This is a genomic window from Rhizobium favelukesii, from assembly GCF_000577275.2.
In the GTDB taxonomy this organism is placed as follows: domain Bacteria; phylum Pseudomonadota; class Alphaproteobacteria; order Rhizobiales; family Rhizobiaceae; genus Rhizobium; species Rhizobium favelukesii.
Map to the genome: position 1 here is coordinate 1 of NZ_HG916853.1, position 17,551 is coordinate 17,551.

Annotated in this window: 15 protein-coding genes and 1 pseudogene; 10 read left to right on the top strand and 6 right to left on the bottom strand. The window is 58.5% G+C overall.

Annotated elements, in window-relative coordinates:
* Nucleotides 1-66 precede the first annotated feature (66 nt).
* The 6 genes from repA to LPU83_RS59190 all read left to right on the top strand — a co-directional run bounded on the left by repA (nt 67) and on the right by LPU83_RS59190 (nt 8,219).
* Nucleotides 67-1,263 (top strand): plasmid partitioning protein RepA, encoded by a 1,197-nt coding sequence (gene repA, locus LPU83_RS59165; protein WP_024316933.1) that lies wholly within the window; start codon nt 67-69, stop codon nt 1,261-1,263.
* A gap of 123 nt (nt 1,264-1,386) precedes the next feature.
* Nucleotides 1,387-2,346, top strand: a complete 960-nt coding sequence (repB, locus tag LPU83_RS59170; protein WP_024316934.1) for a plasmid partitioning protein RepB — start codon at nt 1,387-1,389, stop codon at nt 2,344-2,346.
* A gap of 174 nt (nt 2,347-2,520) precedes the next feature.
* Nucleotides 2,521-3,738 (top strand): plasmid replication protein RepC, encoded by a 1,218-nt coding sequence (gene repC / locus LPU83_RS59175; RefSeq protein ID WP_024316935.1) that lies wholly within the window; start codon nt 2,521-2,523, stop codon nt 3,736-3,738.
* A gap of 449 nt (nt 3,739-4,187) precedes the next feature.
* Nucleotides 4,188-4,988 (top strand): hypothetical protein, encoded by an 801-nt coding sequence (locus LPU83_RS59180; RefSeq protein ID WP_051166712.1) that lies wholly within the window; start codon nt 4,188-4,190, stop codon nt 4,986-4,988.
* Nucleotides 4,981-5,463, top strand: a complete 483-nt coding sequence (locus LPU83_RS59185) for a hypothetical protein (protein ID WP_024316937.1) — start codon at nt 4,981-4,983, stop codon at nt 5,461-5,463. The genes LPU83_RS59180 and LPU83_RS59185 overlap by 8 nt, the downstream gene beginning before the upstream one ends.
* Entirely contained in the window at nt 5,445-8,219 is a 2,775-nt protein-coding gene (locus LPU83_RS59190; RefSeq protein WP_024316938.1) for a DEAD/DEAH box helicase, read from the top strand. Before LPU83_RS59185 ends, LPU83_RS59190 begins: the two co-directional genes overlap by 19 nt.
* 148 nt (nt 8,220-8,367) lie before the next feature.
* On the opposite strand, the gene LPU83_RS59195 is transcribed toward LPU83_RS59190, so the two are convergent.
* Nucleotides 8,368-9,516: a site-specific integrase gene (locus tag LPU83_RS59195; RefSeq protein WP_024316939.1), complete on the bottom strand. Its 1,149-nt coding sequence runs from the start codon at nt 9,514-9,516 to the stop codon at nt 8,368-8,370.
* Nucleotides 9,517-10,068: 552 nt separating this feature from the next.
* Between LPU83_RS59195 and LPU83_RS75400 the strand changes: the two genes are divergently transcribed.
* Nucleotides 10,069-10,893 (top strand): CYTH domain-containing protein, encoded by an 825-nt coding sequence (locus LPU83_RS75400; protein ID WP_245272570.1) that lies wholly within the window; start codon nt 10,069-10,071, stop codon nt 10,891-10,893.
* Nucleotides 10,806-11,513, top strand: a complete 708-nt coding sequence (locus LPU83_RS75405; protein WP_245272571.1) for a CHAD domain-containing protein — start codon at nt 10,806-10,808, stop codon at nt 11,511-11,513. The genes LPU83_RS75400 and LPU83_RS75405 overlap by 88 nt, the downstream gene beginning before the upstream one ends.
* Nucleotides 11,514-11,612: 99 nt before the next feature.
* Here the strand turns inward: LPU83_RS75405 and LPU83_RS59205 are convergent, their stop codons facing one another.
* Nucleotides 11,613-12,668, bottom strand: coding sequence for a site-specific integrase (locus tag LPU83_RS59205; protein ID WP_029710253.1), 1,056 nt, complete (start codon nt 12,666-12,668; stop codon nt 11,613-11,615).
* A gap of 242 nt (nt 12,669-12,910) precedes the next feature.
* Between LPU83_RS59205 and LPU83_RS59210 the strand changes: the two are divergent.
* A pseudogene (locus LPU83_RS59210) lies at nt 12,911-13,857 on the top strand (DUF1403 family protein).
* A gap of 2 nt (nt 13,858-13,859) precedes the next feature.
* On the top strand, nt 13,860-14,567 hold the full coding sequence (gene scpB / locus LPU83_RS59215) for an SMC-Scp complex subunit ScpB (protein WP_024316940.1): 708 nt from the start codon (nt 13,860-13,862) through the stop codon (nt 14,565-14,567).
* A 145-nt stretch (nt 14,568-14,712) separates the two neighbouring features.
* Here the strand turns inward: scpB and LPU83_RS59220 are convergent, their stop codons facing one another.
* The 4 genes from LPU83_RS59220 to LPU83_RS74305 all read right to left on the bottom strand — a co-directional run bounded on the left by LPU83_RS59220 (nt 14,713) and on the right by LPU83_RS74305 (nt 17,545).
* Nucleotides 14,713-15,396 carry a DUF1007 family protein gene (locus LPU83_RS59220; RefSeq protein ID WP_051509109.1) on the bottom strand — a complete coding sequence of 228 codons (684 nt, stop codon included), beginning with the start codon at nt 15,394-15,396 and terminating at the stop codon, nt 14,713-14,715.
* A gap of 31 nt (nt 15,397-15,427) precedes the next feature.
* Nucleotides 15,428-15,943 carry a DUF1007 family protein gene (locus tag LPU83_RS59225; protein WP_051509110.1) on the bottom strand — a complete coding sequence of 172 codons (516 nt, stop codon included), beginning with the start codon at nt 15,941-15,943 and terminating at the stop codon, nt 15,428-15,430.
* A 31-nt stretch (nt 15,944-15,974) separates the two neighbouring features.
* A complete protein-coding gene (locus LPU83_RS59230) occupies nt 15,975-16,490 on the bottom strand; it encodes a DUF1007 family protein (protein WP_051509110.1) in 516 nt (171 codons plus the stop codon).
* A 374-nt stretch (nt 16,491-16,864) separates the two neighbouring features.
* On the bottom strand, nt 16,865-17,545 hold the full coding sequence (locus LPU83_RS74305; RefSeq protein WP_244656150.1) for a DUF930 domain-containing protein: 681 nt from the start codon (nt 17,543-17,545) through the stop codon (nt 16,865-16,867).
* Between the last annotated feature and the right edge of the window lie 6 nt (nt 17,546-17,551).

A 17,551-nucleotide genomic window follows, 5' to 3' on the forward strand; every position in this document is an offset into this window, starting at 1 on the left:
ATGAGTTGTCTTATCCACGGCAAAAAGATGTATCTACGAAATTTACCGTGTGTACGAGAGGACGTCGTGGAGAATCCCGCTCAGCTTCAGAAGGCTATTCATAAACTGATAGCGGCGCACGCGCGAGATCTCTCGGGCGCGCTTCACGAGCATCGCGTGAAACTTTATCCGCCCGAGGCTCGAAAGACGCTTCGGTCGTTTTCATCGATAGAGGCTGCGAAGCTCATCGGCGTCAACGATGGCTACCTTCGCCACCTTTCGATCGAGGGTAAGGGGCCGCAGCCTGAGATCGGAAATAACAATCGCCGTTCGTATTCAGTCGAGACTATTCAGGCGCTCCGCGAGTATCTCGACGAGAATGGCAAGGGTGACCGTCGCTACTCACCACGTCGCAGTGCTCGTGAGCACTTGCAGGTTATAACCGCGGTAAACTTCAAGGGAGGCAGCGGTAAGACCACGACCGCTGCTCATCTTGCTCAGTATCTTGCGCTCAATGGATATCGGGTTCTTGCGATTGATCTTGATCCGCAGGCCAGTATGTCCGCGTTGCACGGATTCCAGCCTGAGTTTGACGTCGGGGAAAACGAGACGCTGTACGGCGCCGTTCGTTACGATGAAGAGCGTCGCCCGCTGAAGGACGTAATCAAGAAAACCTACTTTGCGAACCTTGATCTCGTTCCGGGCAATCTCGAGCTTATGGAGTTCGAGCACGATACCGCCAAAGTACTCAGCTCTAACGACCGCAAGAACATCTTCTTCACGCGAATGGACGACGCAATTGCGTCAGTGGCGGACGACTATGACGTTGTCGTCGTCGATTGCCCTCCCCAGCTCGGCTTTCTGACAATCTCCGCTCTGTGCGCAGCAACCGCCGTTCTTGTCACCGTCCACCCTCAGATGCTCGATGTGATGTCGATGTGCCAGTTTCTGCTGATGACCTCAGAACTTTTGAGCGTCGTCGCGGATGCCGGCGGCAGCATGAACTACGATTGGATGCGTTATCTCGTTACGCGCTACGAGCCAGGGGACGGACCGCAAAACCAGATGGTGTCGTTTATGCGCACGATGTTTGGCGACCATGTGCTGAACCACCCGATGCTCAAGAGTACAGCCATTTCAGACGCGGGCATTACCAAGCAGACTCTTTATGAGGTGAGCCGCGACCAGTTTACGCGAGCAACATACGACCGAGCCATGGAATCGCTCGACAACGTGAACAGCGAAATCGAACAGCTCATTCAATCATCTTGGGGCCGCAAATGATGGCAGTAGAAATCCCACGAAACGCGACATTGACGGAAAAGTTGCCAGCCGGAAACTTTTCGAATTTTGCACTCTCTATGTCCACGCATCAGGCTTATCACGAGTGCCTCAAGGGAAAGCAAGATGGCTAGAAAACATCTCCTTTCAGATTTGAAAGCCCCTGCTTCATCAGCTACGGAGCTCGATGAAGCCAGGGCGGCCGACTTCCCTACCCCGCAATACGCGCCTCGAGGTGCAATCGGTGCCGTCTCCCGTTCGATTGAAGCTTTGAAGTCGCAGGGACTGAGCGAACTCGATCCCGAACTGATAGATGCGCCGTCCGTTACTGATCGACTTGATGAGGATGGGGCTCAGTTTGAGGAGTTTGCTCGCAACATCCGCGAGAATGGGCAGCAGGTTCCAATTCTTGTCCGCCCTCACCCGACCGTGGAAGGACGGTATCAGATCGCTTACGGCCGCAGACGATTGAGAGCGGTCAAAGCGGCCGGCCTCAAGGTCAAGGCCGCAATCAGAAATTTGACAGATGACGAGCTTGTACTGGCGCAAGGTCAGGAAAACAGTGCACGTCAGGATCTATCGTTTATCGAGCGGGCGCTCTATGCGGCCCAGCTCGAAGCGAGTGGGTACCAGCGCCCAGTCATCATGGCAGCGCTGGCTGTCGACAAAAGCAACCTTTCACGGTTGATTCAGGCTGCGACCCAATTGCCGGACGACATCATCCGGCTGATTGGTGCTGCCCCAAAGACGGGCCGTGATCGCTGGTATGAGCTCTCATCGCGATTGGCGGTAGGAGGGGCGGCAGAGAAGGCGCGCGCCCTTCTGTCGACCAGCGACGTCGGCTCCCTCGGTTCTGATGAGCGATTTGTCCGCGTTTTCGACGCAGTTGCACCAAAGAAACCTAAGAAGGAAAAAGTTCAGGCAGATGTCTGGCAAGCCGACGATGGGGTCAAGGCTGCGAGTTTCCGCCAGGACAGACGAACACTGACATTGATGATCGACAAGAAGGCAGCGCCGGAATTCGGTGAGTACCTGATGTCGGCTCTCCCCGAGATCTACGCTTCGTTCAAGAAGTCGAAGCAATAGATGAGTCGTAACGAAGAAAGGTGCCGATAGCGCAAAGAAAAAGCCCTCCGAAACGGTGTTCCAGAAGGCCTCTCTCAGTTTGGCCGCTTAGAGAATCGCATTTCCCGGAATCACAGTCAAGAGTCAACGCCACACCGGCGTAGCCTTTTCTTTGCCTTGTGAAAGGTGAAGGACATGGAAACGGGTTATATCACGACGCCCTTTGGGCGGCGGCCGATGACGCTTGCCCTGGTGAAGCGTCAGGTGAAGACCGAGCAGGCTGTAGCAGACGGTTCGGTTGATAAGTGGCGTGTGTTTCGCGACGTAAGCGACGCCCGCTCGCGCCTTGGCCTTCAAGATCGAGCCTTGGCCGTCTTGAATGCACTGTTAACATTCTTCCCAGTTGCCGAACTCAGCAACGAGAGGAACTTGGTCGTCTTCCCATCGAATGCTCAGCTATCAGCCCGCACAAATGGCATCGCTGGGACAACCCTGCGCAAATGCCTCGGTTCGCTCGTGGAGGCCGGTGTAATCATCCGCAAGGATAGCCCTAACGGCAAGCGCTACGCTCGAAAAGGCGACGAAGGAAACATAGAGGACGCGTACGGCTTCAGTCTCGCGCCGCTTCTTGCGCGCGCCGGCGAGTTTGCTGCCCTCGCCCAAGACGTGGCTGCTGAACAGCGCCGGTTCCGCATCACGAAGGACCGCCTCACGATCGTTCGGCGAGATGTCCGCAAGCTGATCACTGTCGGGATGGAAGAGAACCTTGCGGGCGATTGGACTGCCGCGGAAACGTGCTTTGTCGAGATTGTAGGAAGGTTCGTTCGACGCCCGACTCTACAGGATCTGATAGCGAGCCTCGACGAGATGAGCCTTCTTCACGAGGAAGTCTCCAGGATGCTGGAAATTAAAGAAGAAACCACAAAAAACGATGGCAATGCCATCGCGGACGGATGCCACATACAGAATTCAAATACCGAATCCTCCAATGAACTTGAACCTCGCTTCGAAAAGAAGCAGGACGAAAAGTCCGAGACAAACAAGCAGACAGAGCGGAAAGCGGAACCGGAGGCGTTCCCGTTGTCCATGGTGCTGCGTGCCTGCCCGGAGATTGGACCGTTTGGCCCAGGGGGATCTATCGGTAGCTGGCGCGAAATGATGTCGGCCGCGGTAACAGTTCGGTCCATGCTTGGTGTCAGCCCCTCGGCCTACGAGGAGGCGTGCGAAGTCATGGGGCAGGCCGGGGCGGCGATAGCGATAGCGTGTATCTACGAGCGTGGTGGGCACATCAACTCGGCGGGGGGATATCTTCGGGATCTGACGGCGAAAGCGCGGCGAGGGGAGTTTTCGCTTGGGCCGATGCTCTTTGCGCAGCTGAGGGCAAACTCGGTGCCGAACAACGCCACCGCGTGAATCGAAAGAAATTGAGGTGTTTCATGCTAAGCCACTGAAGATTAGCGGTAAGTTCTTAAAGTTTCCGGCCGGAAACTCATCACTGCCGATGTCTTAGCTTGCGGGGCTTCCCCTGAAGATCTTCGACCATCATCAATTCATTACGCGCCAAACGCTGGTGCCGCTCTTCATGCACTGGGCATCTGAACATTAGACGAATGGCCGATTTCAGGGCGGGGGAGGCGAAGGCACCGTCAAACCCGCGTGTTGTTTGGCACTCATATGCGACTTAAATCCGCTGGCGAGAATTATTCGCACCATCTCGTTGCGATGACGTCGGTAACCAAGAGCCTGAAAGCTCTTCCGCTGTCACGGATTAACCCATTGAACGACTGTGGGTTTCTCCATATCTTCCGCTGGGCATTTGGGTTGGGGACTTTGAAAGAATGGCTGCTCTAACATCTACGACGGTGGAGGTCGACGACGACGTGACCGGCCTCCAATGGGCGGTTAATGATTTCGAAGAATTGGCGAAATTGATTGCGGTCATCGCGCTTGGGCAGGCGCAGCACGCTGTGAGGATCATCGACGCCCTTGAACCTCATGGCCCTGCTCTGTCAGACGAGGAACTGTTTCGCGCAGCGCGGGGTCAAATGTTGATCCGGGGACAAACCGATGCGCAGAAAGAAGTCTCGCGCTACCATCGGGACGGCTTTTTGTTTGAATGCATTTCCTGGATTGTTGCCCGTCAGTCGAGCAGTTCCCGGACCTTCATGAAGGATCCGCACATTGCTTCCACGACGCAAGGTCTCGACGGCCTCGCGATCGAAATGGATCCGACTGAGCCGGTAATGGTTGGCGCAACTATCTTCGAGGACAAATGCACGGAAAATCCGCGGAAGAAGTTCAAGGGCGAGGTGCTCGTGACCTTCGGGGAGCACCACGCCAGCAAACGAATGCGCGATTTGGTTGCCAACGCGGTGAGTTTGATCCGGGAAAGTGGGCTTAACGGGACCGAAGCAACGAAGGCAGCCGCCAGGGTGCTCGACAAGAGCTTTCGGACCTATCGGGCGGCTCTGACCGTTGGAGCCGAGGTATCGACGGCCACAAGACGGGAGAAGCTCTTCAAGGGTTACAACGGTCTAGCCGATATCACCAAGGACCAGCGCATTGGAGCAACGTTGATTGTCAGCGAGTTGCGCGTCTGGTTTCAGGAACTCGCTGAAGAAGTAATTAAAGCACTCAAGCAATTTGAAGCCGACCATGTTTGACATCCGCACATCGGAACTCCTTCGAGCCGCGCCTAGTTTGCCCGAGCTCGATGCCCAACAAATCCCTCAGATGCTGACACGGCACTATGCCGAGCTCGTCTCGGCAAGGCTTAAGGGGGAAGATGACGCCGCTTCAGAGGAAGAAACATGGTCGCTCGATCGTATCGCTGACGCTTATGAGATTGTCGCGTCCATTGAAGAGGATCCCGAACTTCGCCGGGCTGCCGCCTTCGTCGCCGGTACAGCTCAGCAAATTATTGCACACGGCGATCGTCTCCCGCTTTTGAGACCGAGCATACGTCGCCGATCAGTCGCGATGGTGTTGATCCGGCCGTATCGGCAGCGGTGCTCTTCCTGGGAGCTGAACAATATGCTGACGCCTACGAGGCAGGAGCATCCTTTCCCCGGAGTCGGGGACCTTTCGAAATCCGGATCCTCGGCGACCACATTCGCGATTTGGCCCAGGGTAGGCTGACCTCGATACTCATCCGCGCCAATCGCTGGCGCGTCGACGCGCCGATAATTGGTACGATCCAGACCCGTGCCTTTCGTAGCCTCGCATCGGCTTTGATCGAAGGCATTGAGAGACTTGCGGCGAACTTGATGTCAGTCGCGGTCCCTGAAGCGACGCCTGGAAGATTCGCTACTGCTCAGGATGCCTTTCGCAAAGTCATAGAGCTTTGCTCGAATGTGGAACTGGCCGGGGAGGAGATGCTCGGCGGCGAGCTGCGCACTGCCTATGCGGGACCAGCGCATCTTGCCTCCATGTTGCTTTCCGCGTCTGATGCCATTGACCAGGCTGCGCTCGCCAAATTGCCTCCGCCCGATGGCGCAGACGCCGGCTTTTGGCAACGATGGCTCACATTTAGGGCCGAGGACGCGCCCTATGTTTGGCGAAACCATAGGGAAGCAATTCGCAAAGGGTTTTACCAGACTGGGAATTCCGCGGTCCTCGTATTGCCGACCGGGGCCGGTAAGACGACAATCAGCGTGCTGAAGATCGCCGCAACGCTCGCTCGTAAGAAAAAGGTCATTTTCCTTGCTCCTACGCACGCCCTCGTGGAGCAACTCACCGACGACCTGCAGAAGATGTTCCCAACCGACAAGTTTGGGCTAGAGGTTTCCAGCGACTACGATTCCCTGCTCCTGGAAGAAGCGCAGCTGCAGGACATCGAGGTCATGACACCGGAGCGATGCCTGGCGATGCTCTCCTATTCCCCGACGTCGTTCCATAAGGTTGGATTGCTGGTTTTTGACGAATGCCATCTCCTCAGCGCGGAATCGGGAAAAATCGGCCGTGCCCTTGATGGGATGCTGTGCCTGTTGGCGTTTCGAGCTGCTGTTCCGGAAGCGGATATGCTTTTCCTTTCGGCGATGCTGAAAAACGGACCAGAGTTTTCCGAGTGGATTGCAAAACTCACCGGTCGGCCCTGTCTGGCGGTCGATCTGCTCTGGAAGCCAAGCCGCCAGGCTCGTGGAGTCGTTACGTATGAGGAAAATGAAATCACGCAGGCTGTCGAACGCGCAAAATCCGCTCAGAGAGCAAAAAACGTTCAAGAAAAGAAGATTGCAAAGGGCCTGCGCGCACCTGCCGAACGTGAGATCAGGGCGCAGCCCTACGTGGTCTGGGGATTGCAACATAATTGGACAAATTCGACGACGGCGCACGCGTTCACGAGTATTTCGGACGACGCATTCCAGTTGGCGGGTGGCTTCAAAGGAGGAAGGATTTGGGCAACCCCTAACGCCAACGACGTCGCTGCGGCGATCTCGTTAAGGGCCCACAAAAGCGGCCTCAAAACCATCGTTTTCGTCAACACAAAAGCCGATGCAGTCGGAACGGCGAAGAAGATAGCCAGTGAACTGGGCGAAGCCGTCGTTCTCAACGAAAGCGAAGTGGCGTTATGGGATGCTCTCGTACTGGAGCTCGGCGATGCTAAGCATTCGATCTTTGGCGAACCAAACTTCGGTGCTGTCCCGCATAATTCATCGATGCTTCGGCTAGAGCGCGCTTTATCTGAGCGGCTGTTTCGCCGAAGCGACGGTGCGCGCGTGATTGTAGCTACGCCTACTCTTGCGCAAGGTTTGAATCTCCCGGCCCATCTCGCCGTATTGGCGGGCGACAAACGTTCGAGTGCGACAGATGGGAAGCGAGAAGCGCTCGAAGCCCATGAACTCCTGAACGCCGCAGCACGCGCGGGCAGGGCGGGCCACCTGGCCAATGGCGTCGTCATCTTGATTCCCGAACCGATAACGACGTTCAAGCCAGGAGCGGTGCTGAACGCGGATTTGAAGGGTAAGCTGAAGTCTGTTCTGCCCGAGGACGATCGCTGTGTCACGATTACCGATCCTCTCGAGGTGGTTCTCGACCGCGTCATGGAGGGGAAGCTGGATGATCGCCAGGTAACCTATACGATCAATCGCCTCGTGGCGTTGAGCGCGGCGGACGTCGACGTCGCATCAACCGATAACTTGATGTCCCGGTCATTCGGTTCGTTTCTGGCCGAGAAAAAGAAGAAGCAGAACGACTACCTGAAGAAGGTCCAAGAACTGTGGGACTTCGCAAAGGAGGCCGTCGAGAACGATCCTCAGGCGGTCGTCGTATTGATGGCATCCCAGAGCGGGCTTCCCCTTGACCTTCTGGAAAAGCTCAGGGTGCGTCTTTCCGATGGGCTAGGGAACTTGCCAACGACCATAGAGGGATGGATCGGATGGGTGTTTGCCTGGCTGAAGGAAGATGCTGATGCGTGCGAGCATTTGCTGAGAGATGTGGAAAAATCCGCCATATCAGCGGCGGGCAAGAAGGCTGGTACCCCGCTCACTGCTGCCGTGCTTGAGGCCATACAACCCGGCATTGAAGCTTGGATTAGCGACAAGCCGGTAAACGAGATTCAGCGTGCGTTGGGTGGCAATCCGAACGGCACGCCGGAGAGTTCGAAGATGTGCATGCGGGCGCGTGAACTGATCGCGACATTTATTCCTCGTGGCCTTTCGTTTGTGATTGGCGTAGTCGCTCGAATGGCCGAAGAACTTGACGCTGATAAGTCTCAACCGCCGCTCGAATTGGAGTTGCTGCAAAGCCTCTCAGGGGCGGTTCGCCGAGGGTTTGATACAGTCGGGAAACTTCAGTTTGCAAATGGACACCGCGAAATCCTGGGTCGGTTGCAATTGCATCGACTTTATGAGGAGACTTATGGCTTTACGGACGAGGAGTTTGATGAAGAGCTATAGGGCAGGGTATGCAAACTCGCACCTCTGTCTATTGGTGCCTCGTGCTATGGTGGCGTGACCACACAAAAGTGCTCGATCTGTCCGAGATTTGAGTAGCGTGACGACATCGACCGGGCTGCGGTGCCTACCCGTGGCATCCATCTTGCGGTCATAGCAGTCTTGCTGCGCGACCGCTACGACGTTCGGCACTGTTATAGTAGCTCGATGCCTGCTGCAGCGATCGGTGTCTTGACTGCTCCATCGCTTCAGGAAGCGGGATGCCGCGGTTTGCGGCCTCCGTCAGGTAGCCAGATCGCAGCCCATGTGCCGAAAACTCCCCACGGTCTAATCCAGCCAGTTCCACCCGCCGCTTGATGATCGCGTTGACCGACTGCGGATCGATCGCCCGTCGCGAAACAGTCCCCCATCGCCCGATTGCCCGAAACACACTGCCGCTTTCGATTTTGGCGGCCGCCATCCAGGCATTCAGCGCCTCCACCGGCCGGCCGGTGAGATAGACGATATCGTCCTGCTCGCCGCTGGTGGTCTTGGTGCGGCCGAGATGGATGGCGAGAGAGGGGAGGGGAGGGCCTTTCGGCATCTCGATCGGCGGTTCGACGGTCAACTGTTCGCACCGCAGCCCGGCGATCTCGCTGCGTCGGCGGCCGCCGGAGGCAAACGCGACCATCAGGATCGCCCGGTCCCGCAGATCACGCAGGCTGTCGGTCGCGCAGGTCGCCAGCAGTTTTGCGAGCACGTCACCGGTGACCGCCTTGGCGCTCTTGCGAAGACGTTGTCTTGGCGCGGCTCGGATCGCCAGCCGAATGGCTGATTTGAGGGCAGGTGAGGTGAAGGCGCCGTCCGGGCCCCGCCACTTGGTCAGCGTCGACCAATTCGCCAGCCGCCGGCGTACCGTGGCTGGCGCGTGTGGACCGACGGATTTGAGGAACTTTTGGCTCCGCAGGTTTTCATCGACGTCGGCCGGCATACCGTGATCGGGTGCGGAAGCACGCTTTTCCGGATCCCAGAGGTGATGAGCGACGAATTTGAGCAGCATGGCCTCGGGCGCCGGCCAAGGCAGCGATTTGCCGGTGGCGGCCAAGCCCCAGGCTTCCAGATAGGCGAGGTCCGAGGTCAGGGCGCGAAGTGTGTTGTCGCCCATGCCCTGGTTGACGAGATGGCGCAGCGTCTCGATATCCTGGTCGGTGAGCAGCTCGGCGAGCTCGTCGCGGCGCTCCATCGGCAGCACGGCGGCAATGGTGTCGAGCTCTTCGGCGCGCCGCTCGACGGCGGTCAATGATGTCTTGGATTTGGCCACGGGCGCTCCAAAAGGACGGGTCTCGGCGGCCGCCAGGGCCGTGATTTGCCCCGATTCTTTCTGATTTGCGACTCCAGATCAACTACCATCGATAAGCGCTGGTTATCGATGGTTAGAACGCCAATCCGTGAAATCATGTAGTGACGGACATAAACTATCCGCTGGTGTCCGTTTAGCAAGTCTATTACCATGATTTCAATGTCTTACGATTTGGCCAAATTGCCCATCCAGAGCCTGCTGCGACCGATTTCGGACGTGGGCTGTGGCTTTTACTTCCCGATTTCAATAGAAGCCGTAAGCTGAAATCTCAGCCTCCTTTTTTGACCTATCGGCTTCACTCGGGGTAGGGGAGGGGCCTCTTCAAAGTCCCGATGCCTTGGTGAGATTGACACGGAAGCGGTCACGCCGCCGCTGATATTACGGACAATCAGTGTCTTCCGAAAATTTACCGGCCTGAGAGCCGCGGCACGAGGTTGTTTATGACAGTTTGATGACGGAACATGCGGCGCGGTCCCGGCCGTTACGGTGAGGGGACGCTGCGCCGAGGGTATCATGCAGGAATCGGAACTGAAGCTTGAACTTTCACCGTCGGGTGCGGGATCGCTCCTGAAGGAAAATCCGTTCGATTCCTCGCCCACGATCGTTCAGCAAAAGTCCATCTATTTTGACACCTCCGGATGGGATCTTTCCAAGCGCGGCCTGTCGCTGCGCATTCGGCAATCGGGAAACGAGCGGATACAGACCGTCAAAGCCAGCGATGGCGCCGCGGCCGGATCGTTCACGCGCGAGGAATGGGAGCAACCGGTCGCCGGCGATACACCGGTATTCGACGACCCGCAGATCCGAGATCTGCTTGCGGAAGCTGGCCCAAAGCTCACCCGCTTGTTCGCGGTTCATGTCAAACGGCATCATTGGAATGTCGTGGATGGCGACGCCACAATCGAAGTCGCTTTGGATCTTGGCAAGGTCGTTGCAGCGGACCGCGAGGCGCCGTTCTGCGAGATCGAGTTTGAAAAGAAGGCGGGCTCGTCGACAGCGCTGTTTGCGCTCGCCCGCAAAATCGACCTGATCACACCGGCGCATCTCGGAGTGCTGAGCAAAGCGGAACGGGGCTATCGTCTGCTTGGCCCAGCGCCCGGTCCTGTGAAAGCGTCGCCGACCCCGCTCACGTCCGACATGAGTGCGGCAACGGCTTTCGCGCGCGTCGCCGCGGGCTGTCTCAGGCAGTTTCGCCTCAATGAGACGGCGCTGGGCTGGTCCCGTGATGCCGAAGCCCTGCACCGGCTCGCGTGGCGCTGCGACGGCTGCGCTCGCTTTGCTCGATCGCTAAATCGCTGTTCGACGACAGCCGTTTCGACCACCTGCGGCAAGAATTGAAATGGCTCGCCTCGGAACTTGGCGATGCGCGCAATATCGACGTGATGATCGGCCGCGCTTCGAGCGACGCTCTTTTATGCCGCCTCCGAGACGCGCGTGACGACGCCTATGGGGCGGCCGAAGCCTCACTCTCCTCGGTACGTGCCCGCTCGTTGATGATTGATGCGGCCGAGTGGATTTCCATGAGAGACTGGCGAACCGAGCAATCGGACGAGACATCGCACGAGCAGTCTTCAGACGACTTCGCCTCCGGCGTGTTTGATAAACTCTGGAAAAAGGTGGCGAAGGGGGGCGACGATCTCGTCGATGCCGATGACGAGACACGCCATGAGGTGCGCATCGCCGCGAAGAAACTGCGCTATGCGGCTGAGTTTTTCGAGCCGCTTTACAAGGCTCAGGCCAAACGTCACCGCCGCTTCATCACGGCGATGTCAGGTCTTCAGGATGAGCTCGGTAGTCTGAACGATCTTGCCACTGCTTCTGATACGCTGTCGGCGCTCGGACTGTCGGATGTGGAGGGCACGGACAACCTCGTCAGCGCGGACGACAAGGCGAAACTTCTGCAGCAAGCGGCAGAAGCGCACGACACCTTTGTCGAAACGAAACGCTTCTGGCGTTGAGGCGGCGCGCTCAGTCGGACGGCGTCGGCCGGGCGGCCTGCGGAGGCATACTCCCGGACGTCGGGCATACCCGCCGCGCGGAGTAGGGGAGGGGGCTTTTCAAAGCCCGGATGCCTTGGTGAGATTGACACGAAAGCGGTCCCGCCGACGCTGATATCGCCGCGTCATCTCGGCGGACGCGTGGCCGAGCTGCTTCTGCACATAGCGTTCGTCCACCTCAGCGGAGGAGGCAAGGCCGGCACGCAGCGAATGGCCTGAGAACTTTTCCGCGCGCTCGGTGTCGGTGAGGTCGGGGCGCACGCCGGCAGCCAATGCCGCTTTCTTGACGAGGCGCGCCACTTCCTGATCGAGCAGCCGGTCGGGGCCGACATCCTTGCCTTCACCGGTGACCCGCCGGAAGAGCGGGCCGTGCGCAATCCTTGCAAGGTTGAGCCAGGTCTGCAGCGCGACGACAGGGCAGGTGGCGTCCGAGGAACCGCGGCCGATTTCGACTTCGCGCCAGCCGCGTTTTCCCCGGACCGTCACAACCATGCCCTTGTCAAGGATCTCGACCCAGCCGCGACTGTCCTTCGTCTGGTCACGGCCGACGTCGAGCCCGACGATCTCGGAGCGCCGCAGCCCGCCGGCAAAGCCGATCAGCAGCATCGCCCGGTCGCGCAGGCCGCGCAAGGTGCCGCGGGGGAGCGTTTCCAGCATGGCGATCAGGTGTTCGGGCAAAACCGCTTCCTTCTGCCGGGGCGGGGCGGCATGGGTGTTGCGAATGCCGGCGAGCACGGTGGCGATATGGCGATCCTTGCGGTCGAGCGGGACCCCGCGCTGCGCATAGTTCCAGGTGATCGCCGACAGCCGCCGTTCGATCGTCGTCACCGAATTCAGCTTGCGGCCGGCGATTGCCGCACCCGAGGCGGTGTCACTGCCACCGGCACAGGCGGTGATGTAGAGGCCGACGGTGTGCGGGTTGGGCGGCAGGATCTCCAGCCCTTGCCGGCGGCACCAGCCGGAAAAATGCTTCCAGTCGGAGGCATAGGCTTTGCGGGTGTTCGATGAGCTCGCCGCCTCGACATAACCGCGCGCCCGGTCGGCAAGCTTTTCGAGATGCGCCGGCAACACGGTCGTTGCTTCCGCAAGAGGGGAGGGGAGGCCGGCGTTATGCATCGGGATGCCGGCCGACGCCTGCGCCGCGGAAAAATATCACCCGGAACCGCCGTGCTGGGAGATGGAGCAGCGCTCGCCTCGACGAGATTTTCGCTGTTTTGCTGGATGATTTGGCCCATTTCTCTATAATGACAGAAATGAACGATAATGGAAGTTTATCGTTCGTTTTTATCGATCGACATGGCGTGCGGTTTAAAGCACTTTCCCTCGCATAAAGCGCACCAATCGTATATGCTCTTCGGATGGATTCGTTGCCGCCCGCCATAGAACCAGCTGCGCTGTGGTCGCCCCGCCTGCCAGGCTGGGCGCTGTCGCGCCGCGGCGGCGTCCATGAAGCCGACGCCACCTTCGCCTCTGGTATCGCCCTGAAATCACTCGACGATCTCATCCGCGCCGACCCGGCGTGGCTCGGCTGCTGGCGCGATCGCCTGGCCCTCAAATCGGCCACGGTCGCCGCCCAAATGGTCGGCCGCACCGAGGACGAACACGCGTTGCGTGATGCGCTACGGCACCCGGGGACGATCCGGGGCCGGCCGGCAAGCTGTTTTTGGCCATGCGAATGCTGTCGCACCGGCCCAACACGCTTGGGTCGCCTCTCATCAAGGAACTGGCTACGCTTTTGGGGATCCGCTGGGACGATGGTCTTGCCACAGTCCCGGACCGGATCGATTCGGCGATCCAGTCCGGCCGCGCGGCGCCCTTCGTCGCGGCGGATCTGATTGCAGCGATTTGCGCAGCCCGTCCGGACGCCGAGGTGCTGGCCCTGGGCCTGGCCGACGTCGTACTGGCCCGAAAGCTGAGCTGGGCGAGACCCGTGCTGCTGCTTTTGACCGAGCGTTACGGCCCGGCCTTCCGGATGATCGGTGGGCGGGGCCGCGTCCGCCCGGGCGAGCCGGCGTACCCAAAAGCGATCTGCCTGGCGCTGGCTGACGGCGTCGACGCCGCGTTGCGCTCTGCCTTGGATATCGATCGCCGGGCCGCACGGCTGCTGGCGGTGGCGCCGAAGTTGCGGACAAAAGGCGCCGAGGCCGTGATCCGCAGATTGCTGACCGAAGATGCCGTGCCAGCCTCGGCGTCGGGCAGTAGCCTGTCGCGCTGGGCGGCCACCCGGCTGTTCGAGCGGCTGGAGAGTTTTGACGCGGTGCGCGAGTTGTCCGGCCGGTCGTCGTTCCGGATGTTTGGGTTGTGACGATGGCCGGATCCCCCGCAACCAGATCCAGACGAAGAACGCAACCAAGTGTGGGAGACGAACGTCTCTTTGATCGGGAGTTGGAAGATTTGCCGCCTGCACTGCGCTGGCGGGAATGGATGCTGCGGGTCGAGGCGGTGATTTTTGCTTCGGCGGAGCCGGTCGACCGGGAAACTCTGGCCCGGGTGGTCGGCAAGAATTGCAGCATCGACCTACTCATTGAAGACTTGCGGGAAGAACTTCGTTCCCGGCCCTATGAACTGGTGTCGGTCGCCGGCGGCTGGCAGCATCGAAGCCGTTCGGCTTACGCGCCCGCGATTCGCGCCTCGGCCGCGCCGACACGGGGAGCGGCTGCAGCATTGTCGGAGTTCGAGGCGATGGTGTTGATGGCGGTGGGATATTTCCAGCCGGTCACCCGCGGAGAGTTGTCGAAGATCTTCGGCAAGGAAGTTAGCCGCGATACGATCGGTGCGCTACGTGGCGCGGGCTTTCTTTCATCTGGGCCGCGCAGTCCCACACCCGGGGCGCCCTACACATATGTGACAACGAAATATTTCTTGTCGGCCTTCGGCATAGAAACATTGCGCGACCTGCCGGATATAGAGGGTCTCGAAGACGCAGGTTTACTTAGCCGGCATGTAGTCGTGAGTGTCGATGATTTTGACGATCACGTTGTCGATGACGCCGAGGCAGTGGAAGACGGTGACTAACTGGCAAGTAAGTATCAGCTTGGTCTTAATATTCACTGCAGGAGGTGTGGAGTGCGGCTCAGACGGTTTCCTGGGTCTTGCTGATTTCGCGGCGGTTTCTAATGAACTAAAGTGAGTGACCCGGCTTTCGCGCTCTGGTCTAGGTCTACCGCGCGTTGCATCGGACTTCGAGCCGGGTTGCGACCAATTGGGAATAATTGGTCCCGCTTGGATCGCTGAAAAACAGGGTCGTCAGCAGGGCCTGATTTTCGGCGAGAATTTCCTTCGAGTCCGGGCGGACGACTTTTCGGTTGCACCGCGCAAAACCATCCCCCGAGATTTTGAGATCAACATCGTCGGCAAAGTCCAAAGCGGTGTAGAGCGTCGGATCATAGACGCTAAAGACGGCGACGCCTTTCAGCGCGGTTTTCTGTTTCGGTTTCTGCGAAAACGACAGGACGAGAGAGCCATCTTCGTATGCCCCGTGAAAAACGTCCGGCTTTGCCAGCGCCACCGTTTTTCCGTTCATCGTTATGTTTATGTAGTAATTATACTGGGCCAGCGAATTGCGCACGGTATCGGCCACGGCAGCGAGCTCTGCAGGGTCAAGTTTCAGATTGGCGTTCTTGTCGAAGTCGAGCATGACGGATGACGAGAACACCTCGTCGAAGCGCCAGACGTCGCGGACCTCGGCCAGATTGCCATCCGGGTCCGCCACCGCTTCGAACTTTGCGTTGACGAAGATATGCGGATGCGCAGCCGCCGGCCCAGGCGCTGCCGTGACATAACCAGCGATCATGACGAGCAAAAGAATCTTCGACGCCGGCTTTTGAGCTGTGCAAAGGGTCATGCGTGTCAACCTGCCCGGAAATACGCCTGATTTAAGATGCAGGGAACTCCGAGCTTGAAATGGCCTCCGTTGGGGCTGGAATGACTTCTAAAGTTATAAAGACGGCGACGCCTTTCAGCGCGGTTTTCTGTTTCGGTTTCTGCGAAAACGACAGGACGAGAGAGCCATCTTCGTATGCCCCGTGAAAAACGTCCGGCTTTGCCAGCGCCACCGTTTTTCCGTTCATCGTTATGTTTATGTAGTAATTATACTGGGCCAGCGAATTGCGCACGGTATCGGCCACGGCAGCGAGCTCTGCAGGGTCAAGTTTCAGATTGGCGTTCTTGTCGAAGTCGAGCATGACGGATGACGAGAACACCTCGTCGAAGCGCCAGACGTCGCGGACCTCGGCCAGATTGCCATCCGGGTCCGCCACCGCTTCGAACTTTGCGTTGACGAAGATATGCGGATGCGCAGCCGCCGGCCCAGGCGCTGCCGTGACATAACCAGCGATCATGACGAGCAAAAGAATCTTCGACGCCGGCTTTTGAGCTGTGCAAAGGGTCATGCGTGTCAACCTGCCCGGAAATACGCCTGATTTAAGATGCAGGGAACTCCGAGCTTGAAATGGCCTCCGTTGGGGCTGGAATGACTTCTAAAGTTATAAAGACGGCGACGCCTTTCAGCGCGGTTTTCTGTTTCGGTTTCTGCGAAAACGACAGGACGAGAGAGCCATCTTCGTATGCCCCGTGAAAAACGTCCGGCTTTGCCAGCGCCACCGTTTTTCCGTTCATCGTTATGTTTATGTAGTAATTATACTGGGCCAGCGAATTGCGCACGGTATCGGCCACGGCAGCGAGCTCTGCAGGGTCAAGTTTCAGATTGGCGTTCTTGTCGAAGTCGAGCATGACGGATGACGAGAACACCTCGTCGAAGCGCCAGACGTCGCGGACCTCGGCCAGATTGCCATCCGGGTCCGCCACCGCTTCGAACTTTGCGTTGACGAAGATATGCGGATGCGCAGCCGCCGGCCCAGGCGCTGCCGTGACATAACCAGCGATCATGACGAGCAAAAGAATCTTCGACGCCGGCTTTTGAGCTGTGCAAAGGGTCATGCGTGTCAACCTGCCCGGAAATACGCCTGATTTAAGATGCAGGGAACTCCGAGCTTGAAATGGCCTCCGTTGGGGCTGGAATGACTTCTAAAGTTATTAAGAGCACTCCGAGCTGCGCGCCGCTGCTGTTCTCAATCCCTGGACATAGCCTTAAGCCAACCAAAGATTTGAAGGTGATGACGCCTGCGTCGCTTCGGCGCAATTGGCGACCAGTAGCCGCTGTCTTAGACCTACCGCACGGCTCAGGCCTGCGTGATGGGCGCATACTCCCGCCATGCGCATCTCGGGGACATTGCCGCGACATCATCATCTGATGGCCAGTTCCTATTCAATCCTTCACTCGATACCCGACTTGAGGGTCAAGGGCGCGCGCATCAGTGCTCTTCGTATTCGTCATGGAGATTGTATCTTGGCCAGTCGCGTTGGGGAATAAGGTCCCCCAAGCGGAACTCGAAACCTGTGACCCTGCTATAGTCCGGTGTCAGGAAGCACTTGAACTGGAGGCGGTACCATTTCCGCTTGCTTTGAAGTGCCGCGCCGTCCGCCGAAAAGACACTTCCCGACAGCAGCGGATCCGCGATCGCCCAGGCTCTGACGTATTCAGCGTCGATCTCAGCGCTCCATGCGCTGACCTGGGCCATGGCTTCGAGGCCGCACAACTGCTCGACTTGGTCGCTGCGTGCCAGTTTGGCGAGCTCTTCCCGAGCCTCGCGACTTCGTGCGTGCGCGAGTACGTCGCCCGACATCATGCGCGATGGTTTCACCATCGGCGGCTCAAGATCCTGTGCCGCCCTCTCGTTTCGAACAGGAGGAGTACTTACGCCTATGGCCTCGGACCTGGAATCCGTGGTCCGCGCCGTTCGCTTCTCCGCCTCCTGCTCCATCGACGATGGATCGACAATTTCTACGTCGAGGGTTGCCTCTTCCAGAACCTTCAAATCCGGTGGAGCTGGCAGTGAAAGGACGAAAACGCATACCACGACATGCAGCAGCCAGGATATGCCAAGGCTCCATCGAAGTCGGGCATCGGCCGATGTCGGCGTTTCGTAGCTCATCTGGGT

Excerpts from the sequence above, each read along its gene's own strand:
- repB (WP_024316934.1), top strand. The coding sequence starts at position 1,387 with ATGGCTAGAAAACATCTCCTTTCAGATTTGAAAGCCCCTGCTTCATCA.
- scpB (WP_024316940.1), top strand. The coding sequence starts at position 13,860 with ATGGCCGGATCCCCCGCAACCAGATCCAGACGAAGAACGCAACCAAGT.
- LPU83_RS75400 (WP_245272570.1), top strand. The coding sequence starts at position 10,069 with ATGCAGGAATCGGAACTGAAGCTTGAACTTTCACCGTCGGGTGCGGGA.
- repC (WP_024316935.1), top strand. The coding sequence starts at position 2,521 with ATGGAAACGGGTTATATCACGACGCCCTTTGGGCGGCGGCCGATGACG.
- LPU83_RS59225 (WP_051509110.1), bottom strand. The coding sequence starts at position 15,943 with ATGACCCTTTGCACAGCTCAAAAGCCGGCGTCGAAGATTCTTTTGCTC.
- LPU83_RS59205 (WP_029710253.1), bottom strand. The coding sequence starts at position 12,668 with ATGCATAACGCCGGCCTCCCCTCCCCTCTTGCGGAAGCAACGACCGTG.
- LPU83_RS74305 (WP_244656150.1), bottom strand. The coding sequence starts at position 17,545 with ATGAGCTACGAAACGCCGACATCGGCCGATGCCCGACTTCGATGGAGC.
- LPU83_RS59220 (WP_051509109.1), bottom strand. The coding sequence starts at position 15,396 with ATGACCCTTTGCACAGCTCAAAAGCCGGCGTCGAAGATTCTTTTGCTC.
- LPU83_RS59230 (WP_051509110.1), bottom strand. The coding sequence starts at position 16,490 with ATGACCCTTTGCACAGCTCAAAAGCCGGCGTCGAAGATTCTTTTGCTC.
- LPU83_RS59185 (WP_024316937.1), top strand. The coding sequence starts at position 4,981 with ATGTTTGACATCCGCACATCGGAACTCCTTCGAGCCGCGCCTAGTTTG.